The 15,977-nt window shown below is 63.9% G+C and carries 18 protein-coding genes and 1 pseudogene; 11 read left to right on the top strand and 8 right to left on the bottom strand.

Annotated elements, in window-relative coordinates; genetic code table 11:
* The first annotated feature begins 46 nt into the window (after positions 1-46).
* Both C7G61_RS00515 and C7G61_RS00520 read left to right on the top strand, forming a co-directional pair.
* Positions 47-472, top strand: coding sequence for a YybH family protein (locus C7G61_RS00515; RefSeq protein WP_190241607.1), 426 nt, complete (start codon positions 47-49; stop codon positions 470-472).
* 49 nt (positions 473-521) lie between these two features.
* Positions 522-1,154: a LysE family translocator gene (locus C7G61_RS00520; RefSeq protein ID WP_108512134.1), complete on the top strand. Its 633-nt coding sequence runs from the start codon at positions 522-524 to the stop codon at positions 1,152-1,154.
* Positions 1,155-1,164: 10 nt separating this feature from the next.
* Here the strand turns inward: C7G61_RS00520 and C7G61_RS00525 are convergent, their stop codons facing one another.
* Positions 1,165-2,925 carry a chloride channel protein gene (locus C7G61_RS00525; RefSeq protein ID WP_108512135.1) on the bottom strand — a complete coding sequence of 587 codons (1,761 nt, stop codon included), beginning with the start codon at positions 2,923-2,925 and terminating at the stop codon, positions 1,165-1,167.
* Positions 2,926-3,118: 193 nt separating this feature from the next.
* On the opposite strand from C7G61_RS00525, the gene C7G61_RS00530 reads away from it, so the two are divergent.
* Positions 3,119-3,676, top strand: coding sequence for an HNH endonuclease (locus C7G61_RS00530; RefSeq protein ID WP_027539519.1), 558 nt, complete (start codon positions 3,119-3,121; stop codon positions 3,674-3,676).
* A gap of 171 nt (positions 3,677-3,847) precedes the next feature.
* Here the strand turns inward: C7G61_RS00530 and groL are convergent, their stop codons facing one another.
* Positions 3,848-5,488: a chaperonin GroEL gene (gene groL, locus C7G61_RS00535; protein WP_108512136.1), complete on the bottom strand. Its 1,641-nt coding sequence runs from the start codon at positions 5,486-5,488 to the stop codon at positions 3,848-3,850.
* 52 nt (positions 5,489-5,540) lie between these two features.
* Positions 5,541-5,687: pseudogene (locus tag C7G61_RS00540) on the bottom strand (co-chaperone GroES); the annotation flags it as partial.
* Between the two features lie 204 nt (positions 5,688-5,891).
* Between C7G61_RS00540 and C7G61_RS00545 the strand changes: the two are divergent.
* The 6 genes from C7G61_RS00545 (at position 5,892) to C7G61_RS00570 (ending at position 11,621) form a co-directional block, all read left to right on the top strand.
* A complete protein-coding gene (locus C7G61_RS00545; RefSeq protein ID WP_108512138.1) occupies positions 5,892-6,815 on the top strand; it encodes a division plane positioning ATPase MipZ in 924 nt (307 codons plus the stop codon).
* A gap of 128 nt (positions 6,816-6,943) precedes the next feature.
* Entirely contained in the window at positions 6,944-7,264 is a 321-nt protein-coding gene (locus C7G61_RS00550) for a hypothetical protein (RefSeq protein WP_108512139.1), read from the top strand.
* 281 nt (positions 7,265-7,545) lie between these two features.
* The gene (locus tag C7G61_RS00555) at positions 7,546-9,063 is read left to right on the top strand and encodes an AMP-binding protein (RefSeq protein ID WP_108512140.1); all 1,518 of its coding nucleotides are present in this window, start codon (positions 7,546-7,548) and stop codon (positions 9,061-9,063) included.
* 162 nt (positions 9,064-9,225) lie between these two features.
* Positions 9,226-10,197 carry a S1C family serine protease gene (locus tag C7G61_RS00560; RefSeq protein WP_108512141.1) on the top strand — a complete coding sequence of 324 codons (972 nt, stop codon included), beginning with the start codon at positions 9,226-9,228 and terminating at the stop codon, positions 10,195-10,197.
* A 92-nt stretch (positions 10,198-10,289) separates the two neighbouring features.
* Complete coding sequence (locus C7G61_RS00565) at positions 10,290-11,360, top strand: carboxylesterase family protein (RefSeq protein ID WP_108512142.1); 1,071 nt, start codon at positions 10,290-10,292, stop codon at positions 11,358-11,360.
* Positions 11,361-11,414: 54 nt separating this feature from the next.
* Positions 11,415-11,621 (top strand): hypothetical protein, encoded by a 207-nt coding sequence (locus C7G61_RS00570; RefSeq protein WP_108512143.1) that lies wholly within the window; start codon positions 11,415-11,417, stop codon positions 11,619-11,621.
* A 64-nt stretch (positions 11,622-11,685) separates the two neighbouring features.
* Here the strand turns inward: C7G61_RS00570 and C7G61_RS00575 are convergent, their stop codons facing one another.
* From C7G61_RS00575 to C7G61_RS00590, 4 genes are all read right to left on the bottom strand, one after another.
* Entirely contained in the window at positions 11,686-12,363 is a 678-nt protein-coding gene (locus C7G61_RS00575; protein WP_108512144.1) for a DsbA family protein, read from the bottom strand.
* 30 nt (positions 12,364-12,393) lie between these two features.
* Positions 12,394-13,179, bottom strand: coding sequence for a sulfite exporter TauE/SafE family protein (locus C7G61_RS00580; protein WP_108512760.1), 786 nt, complete (start codon positions 13,177-13,179; stop codon positions 12,394-12,396).
* Between the two features lie 90 nt (positions 13,180-13,269).
* Entirely contained in the window at positions 13,270-13,746 is a 477-nt protein-coding gene (locus C7G61_RS00585; RefSeq protein ID WP_108512761.1) for a PaaI family thioesterase, read from the bottom strand.
* Between the two features lie 5 nt (positions 13,747-13,751).
* Positions 13,752-14,177, bottom strand: coding sequence for an acyl-CoA thioesterase (locus C7G61_RS00590; protein WP_108512145.1), 426 nt, complete (start codon positions 14,175-14,177; stop codon positions 13,752-13,754).
* A 97-nt stretch (positions 14,178-14,274) separates the two neighbouring features.
* Between C7G61_RS00590 and C7G61_RS00595 the strand changes: the two genes are divergently transcribed.
* Positions 14,275-14,868: a TetR/AcrR family transcriptional regulator gene (locus tag C7G61_RS00595; RefSeq protein ID WP_108512146.1), complete on the top strand. Its 594-nt coding sequence runs from the start codon at positions 14,275-14,277 to the stop codon at positions 14,866-14,868.
* A 41-nt stretch (positions 14,869-14,909) separates the two neighbouring features.
* Here C7G61_RS00595 and C7G61_RS00600 read toward each other — a convergent pair whose 3' ends face one another.
* Positions 14,910-15,413: a hypothetical protein gene (locus C7G61_RS00600; RefSeq protein ID WP_108512147.1), complete on the bottom strand. Its 504-nt coding sequence runs from the start codon at positions 15,411-15,413 to the stop codon at positions 14,910-14,912.
* Positions 15,414-15,589: 176 nt separating this feature from the next.
* Here C7G61_RS00600 and C7G61_RS00605 point away from each other — a divergent pair, with 176 nt between their 5' ends.
* Entirely contained in the window at positions 15,590-15,868 is a 279-nt protein-coding gene (locus C7G61_RS00605) for a PsiF family protein (RefSeq protein ID WP_108512148.1), read from the top strand.
* Positions 15,869-15,977 lie beyond the last annotated feature (109 nt).

Consider the following 15,977-nt stretch of genomic DNA (forward strand, 5'->3'; position numbering starts at 1 on the left):
GAGCGCAATGATCGATCAACTGACAACACACACATGGAGTTTAGCAATGGGAGCTCCGTCCCCCGAACTCTGCAATCTCTGGCTGGCGCGCGCGTTCAATGCGCAGGACGTCGATGCCGCGGCCGCGATGTACCACCCCGATGCCTCGATCGTTCAGGTCGACGAAGTCCACGGCGGCAGCAGCATCGCGCGGGGCGCGGACGGCATCCGCAAGACGATGGCCGCCTATGTCGGATTGAAGCCGCATATGGATGTCGTGACCCATCACACGACGGTTTCCGGCGATTTTGCGATGACGCGGTCGCAGTGGCTGATCAAGGGCACCGACAAGGACGGCAAGCCAACCGAGGTGCATCACCACGGTATGGAGGTTCACCGCCGGTCACCCGATGGCAGCTGGGTGTTTTTCATGGATCACCCGTTCGGCGCCGATCCGGAATGGGCGGTCGAAGCTCCGCCGCACACCGAATAGCCGTGCCTGTTATACTCAAGCCCGTGCTAGCCATCCGGAGGATCAGACAATGCAAGAACTTGCAGCGCTCGCCAGCATCGTCGCCGCGCTCAGCGTCGGGGTGATCAGCCCCGGGCCCAGCTTCGTGATGGTGGCCCGCGTGGCTGTCGCATCAAGCAGAGTCCGCGCGCTTGCCACCGCGTTGGGCATGGGCGCAGGGGGCGCCATCTTCGGCGCCGCGGCGCTGCTCGGGCTGCAGAGCGTCCTGCTGGCGGTGCCGGCGCTCTATGCAGCCCTCAAGGTCCTCGGCGGTCTATACCTTTGCTACCTCGGCTTTCTCATATTCAGATCTGCGCCGCAGCCTCTCGCGGCCACAGCCGACAGCGGCAAAGGCGGCGGCCGGCCCGTTGGTGCGTTCTGGCTGGGCCTCACAACACAGCTAAGCAACCCGAAGACCGCCATCGTCTATGCAAGCGTGTTCGCCGCTTTTCTCCCCGCGTCCTTTTCGCTGGGGTTTGCTGCCGCGCTGCTTGCAGCCGTGTTTCTCGTCGAGACCGCCTGGTATGCGTTGGTGGCTTTGCTCTTCTCGTCGTCAGGCCCGCAACGGGCTTACCTATCGTACAAATCCTGGGTTGATCGGGCGGCCGGTGCGGTCATGTTCGGTCTCGGCCTGAAGCTCGTGACGAGCGCTGCCAAACCATAGCCGCGAGGGCTCAAACCTCGCCGATCGCCTCCCGCCTGCGTTTGTCGGATTCTTCCGCGTAGCGCCGCATGGCATGGGCCTCGGTGAGAATTCCGACCGGCCGGTGTTCGCCGCCGGCTTCGACGACCGCCAGCGATTCCGCTTCGGCGGCGTCAAAGACCGCGATGGCTTCCTGAATGTTCATCGCCGGATGCAGCACGACGTCCCGATGATGCAGGATGCCGATGAGGCCGCGCGCCGCATCGATGTCAGGTGCGTGCGCTTCGGCGACCACCGCGAGCCCGACATAGCGCCCCGTGGCATCGACCGCGACGACCTGCGTCTTCGATCCCAGCGGAAATTTCACCCGGAAGTCCTCGATCCCGATACCTGCATCGACCGTGGCGACATCCGACCGCATCAGGCGCCGGACCGTGAGATCGCGGATCCAGCCGACATCGGCGGCGCTGCGGATGGTTTCGCCGCGCAGATGCAGGCGCCAGGTCGCGAACGAGTAGCCGAACAATTCGCGGGTGATCTGGGTGGAGATCATGACCGCGACCAGCACCACCGTGGTGAGCCAGAGATTGCCGGTCGATTCCAGCGCGATGAACGACATCGTCAGCGGGCCGCCGATCACCGACGCCGACAGCGCGCTCATCCCGATCACGGCATAGACATTGGGATCCAGCGCAAGGCCCGGCCAGACCAGATCGACGCCGGCGGCGTACAGGCGGCCGCCGAGCGCGCCCATGAACAGCGTGGCGAAGAACAATCCGCCGCGGAAGCCGGAGCCGAGCGAGATGATCGAGGCCAGCGCCTTTAGCGCGAAGACGCCGGCGATGATCTGCAACGGCATCGAAACGAGGCCGGAAAAATGCAACGCGCCGTGACCTGATGACATCACCTGCGGCGTCAGCAGCGCGAGCAGACCGACGGCGAGGCCGCCGAGTGTCGGGCGCAGCGGCGGCCAGAGACGGGTCTTCGCCAGCCCCGTCTCGCACAACGCGACGCCGCGCATGATGAGGATGCCGAACAGTGCCGCCAAAATTCCGAGCAGCGCAGCAATGGCAAGATCGCGCCCGACCACGTCGCCGACCGGGCCGACGCTGATGCCGAGCGACAGCTCCTCAAATCCATGGGTCACGAAGTAACCCGCCACGGCGGCGACGCCGACCGGCGTCAGGCCGGCCGACGTATAGCCTCCGATCACGAGTTCGAAAGCATAGAAGGCGCCGGCGAGCGGGGCGCCGAATGCGCCCGAGATCGCAGCCGCCGCTCCGCAGCCGACCATGATGCGCTGGTCGGCACGGCGCAGGTGAAATCCACGGCCGAGCGAAGCGGCAAGGCCGCTCGCGAGCTGGGTATATCCGGCTTCGAGGCCGACCGACGCTCCGACCCCACTGGACCAGGTGGTTTGTAGCGCCACGATAACGCTGCCGCGAAACGACATCCGCCCGCCATGAAGGGCGTTGGCCTCGATCGGGTCGATCTCACGAGCAGGCCGCCAGCGCAGCAACAGCAGCAGGGCCACCCCGAGCAGCAAGCCGCCGAGACTTGGAACCAGCACGGCCCGCAGCGTCTCGACACTCGGCTGGCTGGAAAGCCGCTCCGCGATGCTGATGTTGAACAGCAGCGCGTGCAGGGCCGCTACCGCCACACTCATCGCCAGCACCACCAGGCCGCCGATGGTTCCGATCATCGCCGCCAGCACCACCAGGCTCGTTTCATGGGCGCGAACGAACGCCCGTAACCGGCGCGGAGCCTCAAGATAACGTGAAGGGGTGGCCATTCCTGGGGTCCGCCAGCGGCTGAACGATGCCTATCCGTCCGATTTAACGGTCTTCACGGCCATCATGCAAATCCGGGCGGAACGGTGGCAGCGGCGGATAAGCCCCGGAACGCTCTTCACAATCCCGTCACGCTGCCTGTAGTATGCAAGGCGCATGCTGCTTCGCAGCTAACATGGGGGTCAGGAGCGTTACTTGAACGCACATGTCTCGCAAGGCGGTTGGCCGGTATTGGTGCTGAACGCGGACTTCCGGCCGCTGAGTTATTACCCGCTGTCTCTCTGGTCGTGGCAGGACGCGATCAAGGCGGTGTTTCTCGATCGCGTCAACATTGTCGAGCACTACGACCGCGCGGTGCGCAGCCCGACCTTCGAGATCCAGCTTCCGAGCGTGGTGTCGCTGAAGTCGTTCGTCAAGCCGACGACGCACCCCGCCTTCACCCGGTTCAACGTCTTCCTGCGCGACCGCTTTGTCTGCCAGTACTGCCACGCGCATGACGACCTCACCTTCGATCACATCATCCCGCGCAGCAAGGGCGGCCAGACCACCTGGGAAAATGTCGTCGCAGCCTGTTCGCCGTGCAATCTGCGCAAGGGCAATCTGACGCCGCAGCAGGCGCGGATGTTTCCAAGGCAACACCCGTTTGCGCCGACGGTGCATCAACTGCATCGCAACGGGCGACTGTTTCCGCCGAACTATCTGCACGATAGCTGGCTGGATTATTTGTACTGGGATACCGAGCTCGATCCGTAAGGTTCGCGCCACGGATTTACCAGCACCATTCAACGGTTGGCCTTCGGTTCAGGCCGGCAACGACATCAACACAAATGCGTTCCGCCCCCGAAAGGCATACGCGCCATCGTGAAATTGAATCTCCGGTGATTGGCGGGCCATTGCGGGCCCGCCAGTCACCTTGCGGCTTATTCAGATTTGATAGTCCATGTCGGCCATGCTCGCGCCCGGCGCCGTCGGCGGCGCCTTCTTCTTCGGCAGTTCAGCGACCATGGCCTCCGTGGTGACCAGAAGACCCGCCACCGACGCCGCGTCCTCGAGAGCGGTGCGCACGACCTTGGTGGGGTCAATAATGCCCTTTGAGATCAGGTTACAGAACTCGCCGGCCTGGGCATCAAATCCGAAGGCGTAGGTATCCTTGTCCAGGATCTGTCCGACCACGAGCGAGCCATCCTCGCCCGCGTTGATGGCGATCTGGCGCGTCGGCCACGACAGCGCCTTCTTCACGATCTCGACGCCGTAGCGCTCATCCTCGTTGGTTACTTTCAGCCTGTCGAGCGCCTTGATGGCACGAAGCAGGGGAACGCCGCCGCCGGGCAAAATGCCTTCCTCTACTGCAGCGCGGGTGGCATGCAGCGCGTCGTCGACGCGATCCTTGCGCTCCCTCACCTCGACCTCGGTGGCCCCGCCGACGCGGATCACCGCGACACCGTCCGCCAGCTTGGCGAGCCGCTCCTGGAGTTTCTCACGATCATAATCGGAGGTGGTCTCTTTGATCTCGGCCTTGATCTGGGCAATGCGAGCCTCGATATCGGCCTTCTTGCCGCCGCCGTTGACGATCGTCGTATTCTCCTTCTCGATCCTCACCTTCCTGGCGTGGCCCAGCATATTGGTGGTCACGCTCTCCAGCTTGATGCCGAGATCCTCCGAGATCATGGTTCCGCCGGTAAGGATGGCGATATCCTGAAGCATCGCCTTGCGGCGATCACCGAAGCCGGGCGCTTTCACTGCCGCGACTTTCAGCCCGCCCCTCAGCCTGTTGACGACAAGGGTGGCAAGCGCCTCGCCCTCCACGTCCTCAGCAACGACGAGCAGCGGCTTGCCTGACTGAACGATCGATTCAAGCAGCGGCAGCATCGGCTGCAGTACCGACAGCTTCTTTTCGTGAATCAGAATGTAGGGATCCTCGAGCTCGACCCGCATCTTCTCGGCGTTGGTAACGAAGTAGGGCGAGATATAGCCGCGGTCGAACTGCATTCCCTCGACCACTTCGAGCTCGGTCTGCAGCGACTTGGCCTCTTCCACGGTAATGACGCCGTCGTTACCGACCTTCTTCATGGCATCGGCCAGGAAGCGGCCGATCTCGGCATCGCCGTTAGCCGAAATGGTTGCAACCTGCGCAATCTCGTCATTCGAGGTGATCTTTTTGGAGTTCTTCTCGATATCACTGATCAACGCATCGATAGCGCGGTCGATACCGCGCTTGAGGTCCATCGGATTCACGCCTGCGGCGACCGCCTTCGCCCCCTCTTTCACGATCGCCTGGGCAAGCACGGTGGCAGTCGTGGTGCCGTCGCCAACTCGATCCGATGTCTTCGACGCCACCTCGCGCACCATCTGGGCGCCCATGTTCTCGAACTTGTCGTCGAGCTCGATCTCTTTCGCGACGGTCACGCCATCCTTGGTGATGCGTGGCGCACCGAACGACTTTTCGATAACGACGTTTCTTCCTTTCGGACCAAGCGTGACTTTCACTGTATTGGCGAGAATGTCGACGCCGCGCAGCATCTTCTCGCGGGCATCGACCGAGAATTTGACTTCCTTGGCAGCCATGGTCTTGCTCCTAAGATACTGTTCCTCGGTTGCTCTTACATCGCGCGTGCTTTCAAGCGGCCTTGTGACTAGCGCCGGGACCCACCCAGCACGCCCATGATGTCGTTGTGATCAAATATTCGGTGCCCTCGATCTTGACCTCGGTGCCCGACCATTTGCCGAACAGCACGCGATCGTCCACCTGAAGATCGATCGGAACCTACAGCATGCGACCTAGGTAGGTCAGAGTTGCGCTTCAAGGGGCTTGCGGAAAATGACTGGTAGCTTCGGGCGATTGGCCGTTCCAGGAACAAACCGGCGGCTTGCGCAGTTGTTCAATCCCTTGGCCTGCAGGGACTGCCGCCGCCTTGCGGATCGCGTGCCTCCTGAGCAGGCTTGAACAACCGACGGTTATGGCGCAGCCGTGCTTACCGCGCCCGCACATCAATTGTGCCCTCCGCCGCATGTCGTCGTGGTCGGTAATGAGAAGGGCGGCTCGGGCAAAACCACCATCGCGATGCACCTCGCCGTTGCGCTGCTGAAGGCCGGCCAGCGCGTCGCAACCGTCGACCTCGACAGCCGGCAGCGGACCCTCACCCATTATGTCGAGAGCCGGCACGGCTGGGCGCGGCGGAACCACGTCGATCTGGAGTTGCCGACGCATTTCTGCATCGCACGCGTTGACGGTGCCATCGTGGCGGAAAACGAGGCCGCCGAATGCTCCGATTTCCAGCGAGCCATCGCCGCAGCACAGGACCGCCATGACTTCGTCGTGATCGATACGCCTCCGCATGACAGCTATCTGATGCGGCTCGCCCATTCGATCGCCGACACTCTGGTGACGCCGCTCAGCGACAGTTTTGTCGACCTCGACGTGCTGGCGACGCTCGATCCGGTGACGTTGACGGTCACCGGGATCAGCCATTACGGAGACCTGGTGCGCGAGACGCGTCGCCATCGCCGGCCGGTCGATGGCGCCCTCATCGATTGGGTGGTCGTGCGCAACCGGATTTCGCCGCAACGATCATCTACCGCCCAGGTTCTTTGCGGTTGCTTGCAGGAGCTGGCCCTCAACGCAGGTTTCCGGATTGTACCCGGCCTTCACGACCGCCCGATTTATCGCGACCTTTTTCCCCGGGGGCTCACCGCGCTGGACCCGCTATGCGAGACGATGCCCGGCATCGATGGGGAGGTCTCTCGCATCCCCGCGTGCTGCGAGGTTGAGGGCCTGCTCGAGGGGTTGAAGCTGCCGATCAACGATCGCGCTCGCCGCCATGCAGCGCTTCGCGCCGAATGGTTTGCTTCTCGCGACAGCCCGCTGGATACCGATATCCTGGCCGGTCCGTAAACTGCGGAGCTACCGCGGTGGTGGAACTTGCGGTCAAAAACCTCGTGAGCGCCGGGAACGACCGCGCGCGGTGCGGGTTCGGTAGTTCGGTTGCAAGCCGTAACAAGCAGTGAAGGAGTTTGCGGAACATGACAACGAGATCGCGCATTTGCTCGACGGCCGGCCTGGCGATCGCCGGTTTGTTGGCCTTCGGCGTCACCGGTGCATCGGCACAGGCAATCTATGTCGATTCATATGCCGACCCCTATCCCGTAGCCGATCCGTATCCCGTGGCGGTGGCTCCGGGCAGCGTTTACGTCGCGCCGGGGCCGGTTGTCGCGGCACCGCCGATTGTGCGGCCACGCACCGTCGTGGTGAGCCGTCGGGCCTATGTGCCGGCCCCCGCGTTTGGCGCGCCGGTACCTTACGACTACGCACCCTACGGCAACATTGTCGTTTCCGACTGGTAAGCCGAACGCGTAGACGCCCAACGCCCGCGTAGGAAGGCCCCGCCGAAGCGGGGCCTTTTTTTTTCGCGGTCTGCCTCGCAGCGCGCCGATCCGTTGCGGTCGAACATGGCGCCACTGCGCTGATTCAAGCCGGTAACAGTGTCCGGGCAAATGCGTTCCGACCCGGCACACGTGCTCCGGTCTCCCTTCACTCAGCCACCTAATTCTGTCACGATACTTTTGAGGCGCCCGCCTCGTCACAACCACAAGAGCGGCAACAACGCCCCAACGGAAACGCCCCCATGCTCATTCCCATCGCCGACGTGCCGCGCTGGTATGCCGAACGGAAACCGAAGGACACCATCGCGGTCAGCCACGCTGACGATGCCATCACCTGGGAGCAGCTCGAGCGCAACGCCAACCGGCGCGCACGTGCTTTTGCCGCTAAAGGTGTCAAGCCCGGCGATTTCGTCGCCATCGGGTTGCCCAACAGCAATGTGTTTTTCGAGACCACTTTTGCAGTGTGGAAATGTGGCGCGACGCCGACGTCGCTGACTTGGCGATTGCCGCGCGGCGAGGCCGCAGCCGTGCTCGACATCCTCAAGCCATCGCTGGTGGTCGGCGGCCAGCCCGACTGGAACGCGCCCAATTCACTGCCGGCCGATTTCGTGCCGGACGGCTTTTCCGACGAGCCAATCAGCAATCCGGTGGCGCGCTACTGGAAGGCGATGACCAGCGGCGGCTCGACCGGTCGGCCGAAAGTGATCCTCGATCACAAACCCGCCGTGGTCGAAACCGCCGGACCGGCGGCGCTCGGCATGCCACCCGGCGCTTCCCTGCTCAACCCCGGCCCGCTCTACCACAACGCCCCCTTCATCGTTTCGCACACCGCGCTGTTCAACGGCGGACGCGTCACCGGCCTCGTCAAGTTCGACGCCGAGGAATGCTTGCGCCTGATCGAGGCCAGCCGGGTACAGTGGGTCAATTTCGTGCCCACCATGATGCACCGGATCTGGGCACTGCCCGACGAGGTGCGCAACCGCTACGACTTGTCCAGCCTGCAGATCGTGTTTCACATGGCCGCGCCGATGCCGCCATGGCTGAAGGAAAAATGGATCGAGTGGTTGGGGCCCGAGCGCATCTACGAACTCTATGGCGGCACCGAAGCACAGGGCGCCACGATCATATCGGGTGTCGAATGGCTCGAACACCGCGGCTCGGTCGGCAAAATCGGCGAGACCGCGCGCCTGCGCATCATCGGCGAAGACGGCAACGAGGTCGCCACCGGCGAAACCGGCGAGATCTATTTCCTGCCCAATGACGGCGCCGGCTCGACCTATCACTATCTCGGCGCCGAGCCGAAGCGCCGCGCCGACGGCTGGGAATCGCTCGGCGACATCGGAAGGCTGGATGCGGAAGGCTATCTCTATCTCGGCGACCGCCTCGCCGACATGATTTTGCGCGGCGGCGCGAACATCTATCCGGCGGAAGTCGAGGCCGCGGTGACGGAACATCCCGAGGTGCGTTCCTGCGTCGCTGTAGGCCTCCCCGATCCGGAATTCGGGCAGCGCGTGCACGCCATCCTCGAACTCGACCCGAGCGCCGATGCGCAGGCGGTTGCCGACGGCATGGCCGCGTTCCTGGCCGACCGACTCAGCCGCTACAAGCACCCGGAAAGTTTTGAGGCCGTTACCGTCGGCCTGCGCGACGATTCCGGCAAGGTTCGCCGGACGCTGCTGCGCGACGAACGCGCGGGCTGGCTGAAGCAAAATCGCGATTTCCGGATCATCCCGTCGCGCGAACGGGCCAAGGCGGGCTAACCTTCAATGGACGTGGAACATTTATAAATATGGCCTCTTATGAGTCGCATGGCGGCCCATTTTGGGGGACACTTTCAAGACGGCCGTTTGCAGCATAGATTGTCACGAATTCCCGGCGCTTTCGTCCTGCCGAAAGCGCGCCGGTTCGCCAGGAGACCACCCATGGCCACTTTGACCGAGTGGAGAGTGCCGCCCGCAAACCAGCCGCGCGCGAGCGACTACGCTTTCGACCTCGACAAAGCCCTGTCGTCGGTTGTCGGGCTGCATTCGATCATCCCGTCCGATGCCCACAGCGCGGAGACGCTCGGCACCGAACGTGCCGGCAATGGCGTCGTGATCGATAACGGGCTGGTGCTGACGATCGGCTATCTCATCACCGAGGCTGAAGCAGTGTGGCTGCATCGCGGCGACGGCCGCGTCGTGGAAGGCCACGCGCTCGGCTTCGATTTCGAATCCGGCTTCGGCCTGGTGCAGGCGCTCGGCGACCTCGATCTCGAACCGCTGCCGCTCGGTTCTTCCGCCACCACCCAGGTCGGTGACCGCGTGGTGGTCGGCGGTGCCGGCGGGCGCACGCGCTCGGTCGCAAGCCAGATCGCGGCCAAGCAGGAATTCGCCGGCTATTGGGAATATTTGCTGGATGAAGCGATCTTCACCCATCCCGCGCATCCGAATTGGGGCGGCACCGGGCTGATCTCGAACCGCGGCGAACTGATCGGCATCGGCTCGCTGCAGCTCGAACGCGAGCGCGAGGGCAAGGCCGAGCACGTCAACATGATCGTCCCGATCGACCTCTTGAAGCCCGTGCTCGACGACATCAGGAAATTCGGCCGCGTCAACAAGCCGTCGCGGCCGTGGCTCGGCATGTACACCACAGAGATCGACAACCGCGTCGTGGTGGTCGGCATCGCCAGCAAGGGACCGGCAGCGCGCGCCGAATTGAAGACGGGCGACGTCATCCTCGCGGTCAACGGCGACAAGATCACCAGCCAGACCGGCTTCTACCGCAAGCTCTGGTCGCTCGGCGCTGCCGGCGTCGACGTGCCGCTCACCGTCTATCATGAGGGCGTCACCTTCGACGTGGTGCTGAGCTCGACCGACCGCGCCAGGCTGTTGAAGGCGCCAAGGCTTCACTAAGCTAAGGCTGCATTAAGCTAAGGCTTCATTAGGCTAAGGCTTCATTGAATTGAACCAAGAACCAAGCCACCATTGAAAGCAGAGTACGCCCGATGAGTGAGGCCGTGGTGGACGACATCGTGGCCGTGCTGCCGCCGCTGTTGCACTCGCTTGAAGCCCTGGGGTTCATCGCGCGCTACCTCAATCCGCCGGATTTCGACCGCGTGATGGAGCGCGTTGGGCAACCGGACGAAGCCCTGCGCGCCATTCGGCCGCGACTCGCGCAATGGCCGGCGGAATTTGCAGACATCAAGACCCCGCTGGAGACGGCCAGCGATGCGGCGCTGGCCGCTTTCGCGGCCTTGCGCGTCGTGCAAAACGGCCAGGGCGATTTCGTCAGCCTGTTTCGTGCGCTGCGTTACGCCCCGCGCGCGCAGGAGGCGCTCTATGCGCTGTCGGCGAAACTGCCGCCGGTGAACCAGTTCTTTGTCGATCCCGCGCTACGCGACGACGCCGAGCTTGAAGCGCGGCTGGCGGCGCCGGCCAGCCCAAACACCGGCGTCTTCCACAATCATAACGAGCCCGACAGCCGCGGCGGCTTCTCGCTCTACGTGCCCGAATATTACACGCCCGACCGCGCATGGCCGCTGGTGATGGCGCTGCACGGCGGCAGCGGCAACGGCCGCGGCTTCCTGTGGAGCTGGCTGCGCGACGCCCGCAGTCGCGGCGCGATCCTGGTCGCACCGACCGCAACCGGCAGTACCTGGGCATTGATGGGCGACGACACCGATACGCCGAACCTCATGCGCATCCTGGAATCCGTCCGCGCGCGCTGGAATGTCGATCCGGGCAGGATGCTGCTGACCGGCATGAGCGACGGCGGCACATTCTGCTATGTGACGGGCTTCGACGGTGCTTCGCCCTTCACCCACCTCGCGCCGGTGTCGGCGACATTTCATCCGAAGCTGGCGGAAATGGCCGATGCCGACAGGCTGCGCGGCCTGCCGATTCATATCGTGCATGGCAGGCTCGACTGGATGTTTCCGGTGCAGGTGGCGCGGCAGACCAGCCAGGCGCTGTCGGCAGCCGGCGCCAACGTCACCTACCGCGAGCTCGACGATCTCAGCCATGCCTATCCGCGCGAGATGAACGCGGAAATCCTGCAATGGGTGAACGGTCCGTAGGCCGCGGAACCTTCCTCCGGGCACTGCGTTATCAGCCGCAACGGAGGAATTGCCATGCGGACGTTTGTCGGGATGATTTTGGGTGCGCTGTTGCTGGTTCTCGGCGTCTATGTCTACGATTCCATGCGGACATCGAGCGTCGCCAGCGGCCAGGTCGCGCAGGCCAACCGCACCCTCGTCAACTGGGATGTCGCAGCAGAGGACTGGAAGGCGCTGAAAGCGCGTGCCCATGAGGATTGGGTCAAGATCTCGTCGCGATAATTTCCCGCGAGATCATCACCACATTCAAACGCCGTCGTCTCAGACGACGGCGTTTTGGTGCGCTCTAGTTGCTCTTCTTCGCCTTGCGCGCGTCGGCGATCACCATCTCGAATTGCGCCATGGTCAGGATTCCCGGCACGCGGAACTTGCCGACGATGAAAGATGGCGTGCCCTTGAATCCGAACGCCACCGCCTGATCGTGGTTGCGGGCGAGGATGGTGTCGATCGCCTTGGCGTTGGACGTCGCATCTTGGTTGAGGCGATCCATGTCGACGCCGGCGCCGGCCAGCAATTCGCGGATGCGCGGTTCGGTCAGTTTCGAGCTGACGCCGATCATCGCCTCATGCGCGGCCATGTACTTGCCCTGATACTTCGCCGCGAGCGCCATCCGCGCCCCGAATTTCGAGACCTCGCCGAGGATCGGCCAGTCTTTCAGCACCAGGCGAACCTTGCCGTCGTCCTGCATCACCTGCTGGATCTCGGGCGCGATCTTGCGGCAATACGGGCAGTTGTAGTCGAACCATTCGACGATGTTGATGTCGCCGTCGGGATTGCCGGTGGAAGGTACATCAGGGTCGCGCAGCACCAGCGCCTCGGTCAGGACGTCGTCGCTGGCTTGCGCGAACGCCGATCGCGACGCCGCGCCGGCGCCGAGCAGCGCGGCGCCGCCGCCAAGCAGGCCGAGCGCCTTACGCCGCGTGCATCCCGGGTTGGTCCCGGCCGGATTGTTCGATCGCTTCATGTGAGTCTCGCGAAGGGCTGCATCCCCTGTCTACGCCGGAGATGGGGATATGTTACGCGCCAGCATATAGAGCGCCACCGCAATAATGACCACGGCGAACACGATATTGAGCGCGCCGCGGCGCTCGGCGAGGTGCCGTGCCGAACGCGTGCCGGCCAATCCACCGGCGATGCCGCCCGCCACGAACAGTCCCGCCAGTGCCCACGAAATCAGGCCCGACCAGGCATAGCTGGCGGCCGTGGTCAGGCCGAACGCAGTGACAGCGACCAGCGAGGAGGAGACCGCGTTCATGATCGGCATGCCGGTGGCCAGCATCAGGGCCGGCACGATCAGGAAGCCGCCGCCGATACCGAAGAATCCCGATATCGTCCCGGTCGCCAGACCAAGACCGACGATGGCCGGCATGTTCGACATCGAGACCTTGACATCAGGCAGGCCGATCCGCGAACGCGTCTTCAGCATCAACAGCGCGATCACCATCATCACCAGCGCAAACAGCGCCAGCAGCTTCTGGCCGTCGACCATCTTGCCGAGGATCGAGCCGCCGAAGGCGCCGGCCATGCCTGCGGCGGCGAAGATCAGCGCGCAGGACCAGATCACGGTGCCGCCGCGCGCATGGTTGGACAGGTTGATCGCGGCGTTCGCGGCCACTGCGATCGCGCTGGTGCCGATCGCGACGTGAGGCTCCGCCACGCCGACCACATAGACCATGAGCGGCACCGCCAGGATCGAGCCGCCGCCGCCGACCAGGCCGAGCGAGAACCCGACCAGCATCCCCGACGCCAGTCCCAGCACGCCTTGCGCGGCAGTGATGATCAAGTTGAAAGACTCAGTTGCACGGCCGGACCATAGAAGGATTTTTCACGTCCTGCTATGCCGATAGCATAAGTATGCACTGCAGCAGGGTCAGGCCGGTGCGTGCGTCCTTTCCTGCGGGGCATCCTCGCGGGCCGCCAGCGCCATTAGCGTGCCGCTCATGGTCGCGATCAGGGTCTCGACCCCTTCATGCGTTGCATAGGCGCGGGCCTCGCACACCGTCAGCGTGCGGCCGGGTTTTACCACCGTGGCACGGAAGGCGAAGCGTTCGCCGCGCGCGGGCGCCAGCAGGTTGGTCTTGAATTCCACGGTGAGAATTCCCGTTGCCGCCGGCATCAGCGTGAAGGCAGCGATGCCGCAGGCATTGTCGAGACCTGCGGTGATGATCCCGGCGTGGACGAAGCCGTGCTGCTGGGTGAGGTCGGCTGAATAGTCCATCGCGAGGTCGACCTCGCCCGGCTCCAGCCGCGCGATCGAAATGCCGAGCGTCTGCATCGCGCGCTGCTGGTTGAACGTATGGATCGCGATTGCGCGATAATCCGGGTTCTTCGGCTGGAAGCGCGACATGCGGTTCACGCCATCGCCGGCTCGAGATGCCTCATCGCGGCGTCGCGGATCGCGGGCGCGAACGGCGTCGACTTCCGCGCCTGCCGGTCCATGTGGACGCCGACGAATTCGCAGACCGCGGCGATCTCGCCGGTTTCGGCGTTGCGCATCTCGTGCATGAAGCGAACCGACTTGTCGCGGATTTCCAGCAACCGGCTCCTGTCCTCGACGATATAGCCAGCCAGCAGCTCGCGCTTGTAGGTGACGGTTTGCTGGACGGCGGCCATGCCGCGGCCGGATTCGCGCAAGTATGACGGTGTCAGCCCCAGCCTTGCGAACAGATTCCAGTTCGCCTCGTCGAATTTGCCGACATACCACATGATGTTCATGTGCCCGACATGATCGCATTGCCAGGGATAGACCGTGCCGCGATAGGTCGCGTCCGTCTCCATCGTTCGCTCCCGCCTTTCTCATTCTGATACGGTAGCGTATCATAGCGTCGGCGGGTTAGCAATACGGCACCGTATCAATACTCGGTGAGGCCGGACGATGAGCGACACCAAGAGCGACCCCAAGGCAGACGGGCGGACCGGCGAGGTGCGCAGCGAGAGCTGGGTCGAGGCCGGCTTTGAGGAAATCGCCAGGTCCGGCGTCGGAGGGGTGCGGGTGGAGGTGCTGGCAAAACACCTCGGTGTCACCAAGGGCGGCTTCTACCGCCGCTTCCGCGACCGCGCCGCCCTGCTGGAGGCCATGCTGCAAAACTGGCGCGAGGGCCGCATCGCCGCGATCGAAAAACAGACCAGCCTCGACGGCGCCACCGCACGCGAGCGGCTGAAGGCGCTGATCGCGCTTTACTCCGAGCGGATGAATACCGAAGGCATGGCGGTCGAGCTCGCGATCCGGCAATGGGCCCGCTCGGACGAGCTTGCCGCCAACGCGGTGGCCAGCGTCGATGCGGCGCGGCTGAAGAATGTCGGGTATCTCTATCGCGCCACCGGCCTGGCGGCTGAGGAAGCCGACGCGCAGGCGTTCCTGTTCTATTGTTTCGTGTTCGGCCAGAGCCTGCTGTTTCTCGAACGGGGCCCGCGCAAGCGCGCGCAACTGGTGGCGAAGTCGGCCGAAACATTGCTCCGCGGGGTGTAGGCGCGGCCGAAACATCCGGCCGCGCCCTTGTGGGTTGCTGCTTAGGCCGCGCCCTTCAGCTTCTTGGAGCATTCGCTGTAGTAGCCGCCGCCCTTCTGAATCCACTTCAGACCGCCATTGGCGTTGGTGGCCTTGTTGGCGTTGTACTGATCCACGCAGGTGTGCATGCGGGCTTTGCCGGCGGTCTCCTTGGAATATTTGGGATCGACGGCGCTCGGATAGACCGCGGGGCCTGACGGAGCAGCAGGCGCCGCGGCTTCCTTCGCAGCCTCCTTGGCTTCCTTCTTGGCTTCCTTGGGTGCGGCAGCCGGAGCCGCAGCGGGTGCAGCCGCCGGAGCGGCGGCGGCAGCCGGCGCCGCGTCGGCGCCGCATTGGGCTTTCCGGAAGTCGTTCCACTTCTGGCCGCCGAGCGTGCCGGCGGTTTTGGCAGCCTGGTATTTGGCGCTGCATTCCTGCGCGGTCAGAGCGTTCGCCTGCGACGTCATCGCAAACGCAGCCAAACCCGACATCGCAATCGCGCCCAGTATTTTTGCTTGAATAGTCATCCTGGTCTCCTTGGGGAAGTCATCTGCGCCTGCCATCCTAGCGCAACCACAGCTTGCGACAACGCGCAGAGCGCCCCTCCGGTAAAAAATTTTGTGTCAGCCAGTTCAACTCCATTCACCTGTGGTTCAGCATGGCAACGCAACGGTTGCGTCCTTGTTTCAATCCGAGGTGCCCCATGACGAAAATATCCTCCCTCGCCACCGCAACCGCCGTGTCCCTTCTGCTTATGGGCTCCGCCTTCGCGCAAACCACGGCGCCGGCCAAGACTGAAACCACCAAGACTGAAACGACCAAGACCGAAACCAAGGCGCCGGCGGAAAAGAAGGCCGAGAAACCGCGCACCGCCGCCTCGCTCGAATGTTCGAAGGAAGCCGACGCCAAGGGGCTTCACGGCAAGGAACGCAAGAAATTCCGCTCCGCGTGCAAGAAGGCCGCCGCCGAAAAGGCGAAGTAACCGCCCCGCCCTCCTGCGCGAGGGCCGTATCGGGACCATCAGCATTTTTATGACGCCGGCAGGCCACCGCCGGCGCCGCCTGCGCATTGCTGCAATCGCGTGGCGCATT

It is taken from the genome of Bradyrhizobium algeriense, assembly GCF_003062295.1.
Lineage (GTDB): Bacteria > Pseudomonadota > Alphaproteobacteria > Rhizobiales > Xanthobacteraceae > Bradyrhizobium > Bradyrhizobium algeriense.

What these genes read in the sequence shown, in the direction of transcription:
- C7G61_RS00515 (WP_190241607.1), top strand. Translation starts at nt 47, where the DNA reads ATGGGAGCTCCGTCCCCCGAACTCTGCAATCTCTGGCTGGCGCGCGCG.
- C7G61_RS00520 (WP_108512134.1), top strand. Translation starts at nt 522, where the DNA reads ATGCAAGAACTTGCAGCGCTCGCCAGCATCGTCGCCGCGCTCAGCGTC.
- C7G61_RS00525 (WP_108512135.1), bottom strand. Translation starts at nt 2,925, where the DNA reads ATGGCCACCCCTTCACGTTATCTTGAGGCTCCGCGCCGGTTACGGGCG.
- groL (WP_108512136.1), bottom strand. Translation starts at nt 5,488, where the DNA reads ATGGCTGCCAAGGAAGTCAAATTCTCGGTCGATGCCCGCGAGAAGATG.
- C7G61_RS00550 (WP_108512139.1), top strand. Translation starts at nt 6,944, where the DNA reads ATGACAACGAGATCGCGCATTTGCTCGACGGCCGGCCTGGCGATCGCC.
- C7G61_RS00555 (WP_108512140.1), top strand. Translation starts at nt 7,546, where the DNA reads ATGCTCATTCCCATCGCCGACGTGCCGCGCTGGTATGCCGAACGGAAA.
- C7G61_RS00560 (WP_108512141.1), top strand. Translation starts at nt 9,226, where the DNA reads ATGGCCACTTTGACCGAGTGGAGAGTGCCGCCCGCAAACCAGCCGCGC.
- C7G61_RS00565 (WP_108512142.1), top strand. Translation starts at nt 10,290, where the DNA reads ATGAGTGAGGCCGTGGTGGACGACATCGTGGCCGTGCTGCCGCCGCTG.
- C7G61_RS00570 (WP_108512143.1), top strand. Translation starts at nt 11,415, where the DNA reads ATGCGGACGTTTGTCGGGATGATTTTGGGTGCGCTGTTGCTGGTTCTC.
- C7G61_RS00575 (WP_108512144.1), bottom strand. Translation starts at nt 12,363, where the DNA reads ATGAAGCGATCGAACAATCCGGCCGGGACCAACCCGGGATGCACGCGG.
- C7G61_RS00585 (WP_108512761.1), bottom strand. Translation starts at nt 13,746, where the DNA reads ATGTCGCGCTTCCAGCCGAAGAACCCGGATTATCGCGCAATCGCGATC.
- C7G61_RS00590 (WP_108512145.1), bottom strand. Translation starts at nt 14,177, where the DNA reads ATGGAGACGGACGCGACCTATCGCGGCACGGTCTATCCCTGGCAATGC.
- C7G61_RS00595 (WP_108512146.1), top strand. Translation starts at nt 14,275, where the DNA reads ATGAGCGACACCAAGAGCGACCCCAAGGCAGACGGGCGGACCGGCGAG.
- C7G61_RS00600 (WP_108512147.1), bottom strand. Translation starts at nt 15,413, where the DNA reads ATGACTATTCAAGCAAAAATACTGGGCGCGATTGCGATGTCGGGTTTG.
- C7G61_RS00605 (WP_108512148.1), top strand. Translation starts at nt 15,590, where the DNA reads ATGACGAAAATATCCTCCCTCGCCACCGCAACCGCCGTGTCCCTTCTG.